Annotated in this window: 5 protein-coding genes; 2 read left to right on the top strand and 3 right to left on the bottom strand. The window is 70.8% G+C overall.

Annotation, left to right across the window (positions count from 1 at the left end):
• Positions 1 to 69: 69 nt before the first annotated feature.
• Complete coding sequence (gene dxr / locus VIM26_RS17130) at positions 70 to 1,263, top strand: 1-deoxy-D-xylulose-5-phosphate reductoisomerase (protein WP_331953357.1); 1,194 nt, start codon at positions 70 to 72, stop codon at positions 1,261 to 1,263.
• A gap of 352 nt (positions 1,264 to 1,615) precedes the next feature.
• Here the strand turns inward: dxr and VIM26_RS17125 are convergent, their stop codons facing one another.
• Positions 1,616 to 2,992 (bottom strand): FAD-binding oxidoreductase, encoded by a 1,377-nt coding sequence (locus tag VIM26_RS17125; protein WP_331953355.1) that lies wholly within the window; start codon positions 2,990 to 2,992, stop codon positions 1,616 to 1,618.
• A 16-nt stretch (positions 2,993 to 3,008) separates the two neighbouring features.
• Positions 3,009 to 4,400, bottom strand: coding sequence for an aspartate aminotransferase family protein (locus VIM26_RS17120; protein WP_331953353.1), 1,392 nt, complete (start codon positions 4,398 to 4,400; stop codon positions 3,009 to 3,011).
• Between the two features lie 119 nt (positions 4,401 to 4,519).
• Between VIM26_RS17120 and VIM26_RS17115 the strand changes: the two genes are divergently transcribed.
• Positions 4,520 to 5,671: a transposase gene (locus tag VIM26_RS17115; RefSeq protein WP_331953351.1), complete on the top strand. Its 1,152-nt coding sequence runs from the start codon at positions 4,520 to 4,522 to the stop codon at positions 5,669 to 5,671.
• A 35-nt stretch (positions 5,672 to 5,706) separates the two neighbouring features.
• Here the strand turns inward: VIM26_RS17115 and VIM26_RS17110 are convergent, their stop codons facing one another.
• The gene (locus VIM26_RS17110) at positions 5,707 to 6,183 is read right to left on the bottom strand and encodes an Lrp/AsnC family transcriptional regulator (RefSeq protein ID WP_331953349.1); all 477 of its coding nucleotides are present in this window, start codon (positions 6,181 to 6,183) and stop codon (positions 5,707 to 5,709) included.
• Positions 6,184 to 6,248 lie beyond the last annotated feature (65 nt).

The raw sequence follows: 6,248 nt of genomic DNA, 5'->3' as shown, positions 1-6,248 counted from the left end.
CAACGTCCGAGCGTTGACGTCCTATAGGACGTCAACGCTCGGACGTTGCGGGTTTGAGACAATGCGCAGGTGAGTCAGCGCAGCGTGATCCTGCTCGGATCGACCGGGTCCATCGGTACCCAGGCGATCGACGTCATCTCCCGGCACCCGGACCGGTTCTCTGTCACGGGGATCAGCGCGGGTGGCGCGAACCCCACCGAGCTGGCCCGGCAAGCGGTCGCGCTCGGGGTGCAGGCGGTGGCCGTCGCGGACCCCGCCGCCGCGCCTGCGCTTTTCGCGGCGATCGCGGAGGCTGCGTTCGCCGCGGGTCACACGTCCGCCGGGGTCGAGGTCCTCGCCGGGCCGGACGCCGCCACGGAGCTGGCCGGCCGCCCGGCCGACGTCGTGCTGAACGGGATCACCGGCTCGGTGGGCCTGCGGCCGACGCTCGCCGCGCTGCGTGCCGGCAGCACTCTCGCCCTGGCCAACAAGGAGTCGCTCGTCGTGGGGGGCTCGCTCGTCGCGGCCGCGCTGCAACGACCCGACCAGATCGTCCCGGTGGACTCCGAGCACTCCGCGATCGCCCAGGCGCTGCGCTCGGGGGCTTCCCGCGAGGTGCGTCGGCTGATCCTCACCGCGTCGGGCGGCCCGTTCCGGGGTCGCGTGCGCGCCGACCTCAAGCCGGTGACGCCCACCGAGGCGCTCGCCCACCCGACCTGGTCGATGGGTCCGGTGGTGACCATCAACTCCGCGACGCTGATGAACAAGGGCCTCGAGCTGATCGAGGCCCATCTGCTGTTCGGCGTCCCGACGAAGGACATCACCGTCGTCGTGCACCCGCAGTCGGTCGTGCACTCGATGGTGGAGTTCATCGACGGCTCGACGATCGCGCAGGCCTCCCCGCCCGACATGCGCCTGCCGATCGCGCTCGGCCTGTCCTGGCCCGAGCGGCTCGACGACGTCGCGGCCGCGTGCGACTGGACGGCGCCCCGCGAGTGGACTTTCGAGCCGCTGGACGAGGAGGCGTTCCCCGCCGTCGGGCTGGCGCGCGCCGCGGTCGCTGCGTCCGCGACCCACCCCGCGGTCCTCAACGCGGCCAACGAGGAGTGCGTGGCGGCCTTCCTCGCGGGCCGGATCGGCTTCCTCGAGATCGTGGACACCGTCGCCCGCGTGCTCGACGAGCACGACGGCGCCGCGCGCCCGGCCGACCTCACCCTCGAGCACCTCCTCGCCGCCGAGACCTGGGCCCGAACCCGCACCAACGAGCTCCTGGCCCGCACCTGACCCCGACGCCCCCGCCGCGCACCCCCAAAAGGGGGGAGGGGGCGCCGTCCGCCGGCGGGGCAGGCTTCGCGGCTGCGGCGGGCCGCTGGTTGCACCGCTGAGTGCATCGGATGTGCGCCCCCAGGCGCGCGTTTGGCGCAACCAGACCTGCAACGAGGCTGGCGACACGCCCTGCGACCGGGCTGGCAACCCGCGCTGCGACCCGCTCGCATTCAGGCCCGCGTCGGGCGTTCGGGTCTCAGTGCAGCCGTCTGTGCAGCGAGAGTGCACCCAGGGTGCACGTTCGATGCACTGACCGATGCACTGAGCATTCGAGTTACTGAGGTGAGGCCCCGCCCAGACCAGCGAGCCGTCAGTGGCCGGTGAGGGGGGCCAGGGCTCGGGCCAGGGCGCTGGGGCGCCGGGTGAGGCGCTCCTCGGCGTCGGCCATCGCGGCGACGCCCAGGCCGGCGTTGATGCCCAGCCAGCGGGCCGGTTCGGGCTCCCAGCGGGGGGAGCGGTGGTCGACCCACGGCAGGCGGGTGATCGCGCTGTCGTGGCCGGTGAGCAGGTCCGCGAGCGTGCGGCCGGCGAGGTTGGTCGTCGACAGGCCGTCGCCCACGTAGCCGCCCGCCCACGCGATCCCGGTCCGCTCGTCGAGCCCGACGCTCGCCTGCCAGTCGCGCGCGATGCCCACCGGACCGCCCCACGAGTGCGTGATCGCCGCGTCGGAGAGCTCCGGGAACAGGTCGACCAGCGCGTGGCGCAGGTGGGCGTGGATGCGGGCGTCACCGGCGAACGACGCGCCGATCCGCGAACCCCAGTGGTACGGCGAGCCCCGGCCGCCGAAGGCGATCCGGTCGTCGGCCGTGCGCTGGCCGTAGATGATCAGGTGCCGGTGGTCGTCGAAGGTCTCGTTGCGGGCCAGCCCGATCCGCTCCCAGACGTCGGCCGGCAACGGTTCGGTCGCGATCATCAGCGAGTACACCGGCACGACGTCGCGCCGGCTGCCCGCGAGCTGGGACGTCCAGGCCTCGGTCGCGCGCACCACGTGCTTGGCGCGCACCGTGCCGTGGTCCGTCACCACGGCCCGCGGCGACAGGCGCAGCGCCGTCGTGCCCTCCGCGATCGTGACCCCGCGGGACTCCACGACGCCCGCGAGGCCGCGGACGAGCCGCGCGGGCTGCAGCCGGGCGCAGTCCGGGGTGTACGTGGCGCCGGTCACGCGGGTCGCGCCGATCCGTGCGCGGGCGGTCGCGGCGTCCAGCAGGGCGACGTCGTCGCCCCAGCGCGCGGCGTCGTCGGCGTCGGCGTGCGCCCGCTCGAGCTGGGCCTGGGACCGGGCCATGCTGATCGTGCCGCCGTAGGAGAAGTCGCAGTCGATCTCCTCGAACGCGGCGACCCCGCCGACCTCGACGACCGTGTCGCGCATCGCCGCGCGCATCGCCCGCGCGGCCGCCACGCCGTGCCGGGACGCGATCGCGGCCGCCGACGTCGGGAAGAGCGCCGAGCACCACCCCCCGTTGCGACCGCTCGCGCCGAAGCCGGCCGTCTCCCGCTCGACGATCACGATGCGCAGCGCCGGGTCCGCCTCGGTGAGGTAGTAGGCGGTCCACAGCCCGGTCAGGCCGGCGCCGACGACGACGACGTCGGCCTCGGAGTCGCCGTCGAGCGGCGGGCGGTGCTCGAGCAGGTCGCCGTCGGTGGCCACCTGGTCGAACCAGAGGGAGGAGCGGTGGGAGTTCGTCATGTGCCCATCACAACACTCAAAGGTGCGTCCAGGCCTCGGACAGCACTCCGCGCAGGATCTGTTCGATCTCGTCGAACTCGGCCGGACCGCACGTGAGCGGTGGCGCGAGCTGGATCACCGGGTCGCCGCGGTCGTCGGCGCGGCAGTAGAGCCCGGCGTCGAACAGTGCGTGGGAGAGGAATCCGCGCAGCAGGCGCTCGCTCTCGTCGTCGTCGAACGTCTCGCGGGTCGCCTTGTCCTTGACGAGCTCGATCCCGTAGAAGTAGCCGTCCCCGCGCACGTCGCCGACGATCGGCAGGTCGAGCAGCTTCTCCAGGGTGCGGCGGAAGACGGGCGCGTTCTCGTGCACGCGGTCGGTGATCTTCTCCCGCTCGAAGATGTCGAGGTTGGTCAGCGCGACCGCCGCCGAGACCGGGTGCCCGCCGAAGGTGTACCCGTGGTTGAAGGTCGTCGTGCCGGACGCGAACGGCTCGAAGAGCCGGTCCGAGGCGATCATCGCCCCGATCGGGGAGTAGCCCGAGGTCATGCCCTTGGCACAGGTGATCATGTCCGGCACGTACCCCAGGTCTTGGCACGCGAAGATCTCGCCGATCCGCCCGAATGCGCAGATCACCTCGTCCGAGACGAGCAGCACGTCGTACTCGTCGCAGATCTCGCGGACCCGCTCGAAGTAGCCGGGCGGTGCCGTGAAGCAGCCGCCCGCGTTCTGCACGGGCTCGAGGAAGACGGCCGCCACGGTCTCGGGGCCCTCGAAGATGATGGCCTCCTCGATGCGGTCGGCCGCCCAGCGCCCGAACGCCTTGGGGTCATCCCGCAGGCCGACCGGGCCGCGGTAGATGTTCGTGTTGGGCACCTTGTGCGCGCCCGGGACGAGCGGCTCGAAATCGGCCTTCATCGCGGGGATCCCGGTGATGGACAGCGCGCCCTGGGTGGTGCCGTGGTACGCGATCGAGCGCGAGATCACCTTGTACTTCGTCGGCTTGCCCTGAAGCTTCCAGTACTGCTTGGCGAGCTTCCATGCCGTCTCGACGGCCTCGCCGCCGCCGGTCGTGAAGAAGACCCGGTTGAGGTCGCCCGGCGCGTGCTGCGCGAGGCGCTCCGCGAGGTCGATCGCGTTGGGGTGCGCATAGGACCACAGCGGGAAGAAGGCCAGCTCGGAGGCCTGCGCGCGGGCCCGTTCGGCCAGCTCGGCGCGCCCGTGCCCGACCTGCACCACGAACAACCCCGACAGCCCGTCGATGAGCTTGTGCCCGGTGTCGTCCCAGATGTGGTGGCCCTCGCCGCGCACGATGGTCGGCACCCCGCGGTCCCAGCCGCTCTGCCGCGTGAAGTGTCCCCACAGGTGGCGGCGCGCGGCGTTGTCGCGCGGGGTGCCTTGCGGAGTGACTGAGTGGGCGGCGGCGCTCATCGGAGCGAGTCCGTGAAACCCCTGGCTTTAGCCATGGGGAGGTAGGGGTGGTTCTGCTTGGTTAGCGACACGCTGGTTCCTTTCGGTCGAACGTCAGTGCTATCCGATATGGTGGGTTTATGCCCATCGAGACGGTTCGGTACACGTACCGTCTGCGCCCCGGTAAACGGGCCGAGGCCTCGCTGATCTGCGAGTGGAACCGGTGCCGGTTCTTGTGGAACGAAGCTGTTCACCAGTCGAAGGCCGGGCGCAAACCTACGTTCGGGACGCTGTCGAAGCTCCTGACCGAAGCTCGCCGTGCGCACGCTTGGTTGCGGGAGGGGTCGCAGGTCGCCCAACAGCAGACCGTGCGCGACTACGCCCGGAGCCTCGAGCACTCGTTCAAGGTCACGGGGCGCGGGCGACCGAAGTTCAAAGCATGGAAGAAGTCCCTGCCGTCCCTGGAGTACGCGACCAACGGGTTCACCGTGAGAGACGGGCGCTTGGTCCTCGCCAAGGGCGTCACCGTCCCGGTGGGGTGGTCCGGGGACCTGCCCTGCGATCCGACGAGCGTTCGCATCTTTCAGGACACGCTCGGGCACTGGTATGCGTCGTTCGTGGCGCGCCGCGACGCCAAGCGGGCGGCGGCCGCCCACGGTGGTATCGGTGTGGACTGGGGTGTCACCGCCACCGCGACCACCACGAACCCGGTGTTCGACCTGCCGCACTCTCAGCACCGCAAACGGTCCGCCGCGGCGCTCGCGAAAGCGCAGCGGCGCATGGCGCGCCAGCACCGCGCGAACCGGGCACAGTCCAACGGGTACGCCCGGGCGCGCCGCGAAGCGGCGGCCCTGCACAAGAAGGGCGCCCGGCAAGTTCAGTACGACGCGCGTATCTGGGCCAAGAGGATCGTCGAGGCCCACCAGTTGATCGCTGTGGAGGACTTCACACCGAGGTTCCTTGCAAAGTCCACTATGGCGCGCAAGGCCGCTGACGGCGCGATCGGCGCGGCGAAACGTGAGCTGATCTCCAGGGGTTTGCGGGCGGGCCGAGAGGTGGTGTTCGTTCAGCCCGCGTACACGACCATGACCTGCTCGAGGTGCTTTGCGAGAGCCAAGGGGCACCTCGACCTGGGTCAACGAACCTTCACGTGCTCGACCTGCGGCTTCACCGCGGGCCGGGACGTGAACGCTGCCAGGGTGATCCTGGCTGTGGCAGAACGGGGCCACACCAGCGTTGACGACGTAAGACACCTGCCACCACCCTCCGGGTTGGTTGCGGTTGCGGTCTGAGCTGGAAATCCCGGCGGATTCATCCGGGGGAACCGTTAACGGGTTCCCCAGTTGTAGAGCTGTTTGCGGAGCTTCAGGTAGACGAACGTCTCGGTGCCCCGAACATCGGGCAGGGCGCGGATCTTGTTGTTCAGGACGTCGAGCAGATGCTCGTCGTCCTCGCACACGACCTCGACCAGGACGTCGAAGCCGCCCGCGGTGATCACCACGTAGTCGACCTCGGGCAGGTCGGCGAGGGTGTCCGCGAGCGTCTCGAGGTTGCCCTCGCTCCGGATCCCGATCATCGCCTGACGGGTGAAACCGACCTGCAGCGGGTCCGTCACGGCGACGATCTGCACGACGCCGGACTCCACCAGCTTCTGCACCCGCTGCCGGACGGCGGCCTCGGACAGGCCGACCGCCTTGCCGATCGTGGCGTACGCGCGGCGACCGTCCTCCTGGAGCTGCTCGATGATCGCCTTGGAGGTGGCGTCCAGCGGAACTGTCGCGAACGGGCGCGAACGGGTGGCCATTCGACGATGGTCGCCTGCGCGGACGAGGAGTGCAAGCGATTCCGCAGCTTGATCGGGTGGAAACC

The organism is Pengzhenrongella sp. (genome assembly GCF_036565025.1).
Taxonomy (GTDB): domain Bacteria; phylum Actinomycetota; class Actinomycetes; order Actinomycetales; family Cellulomonadaceae; genus Pengzhenrongella.
This window is presented reverse-complemented; position numbering and strand designations above follow the sequence as displayed.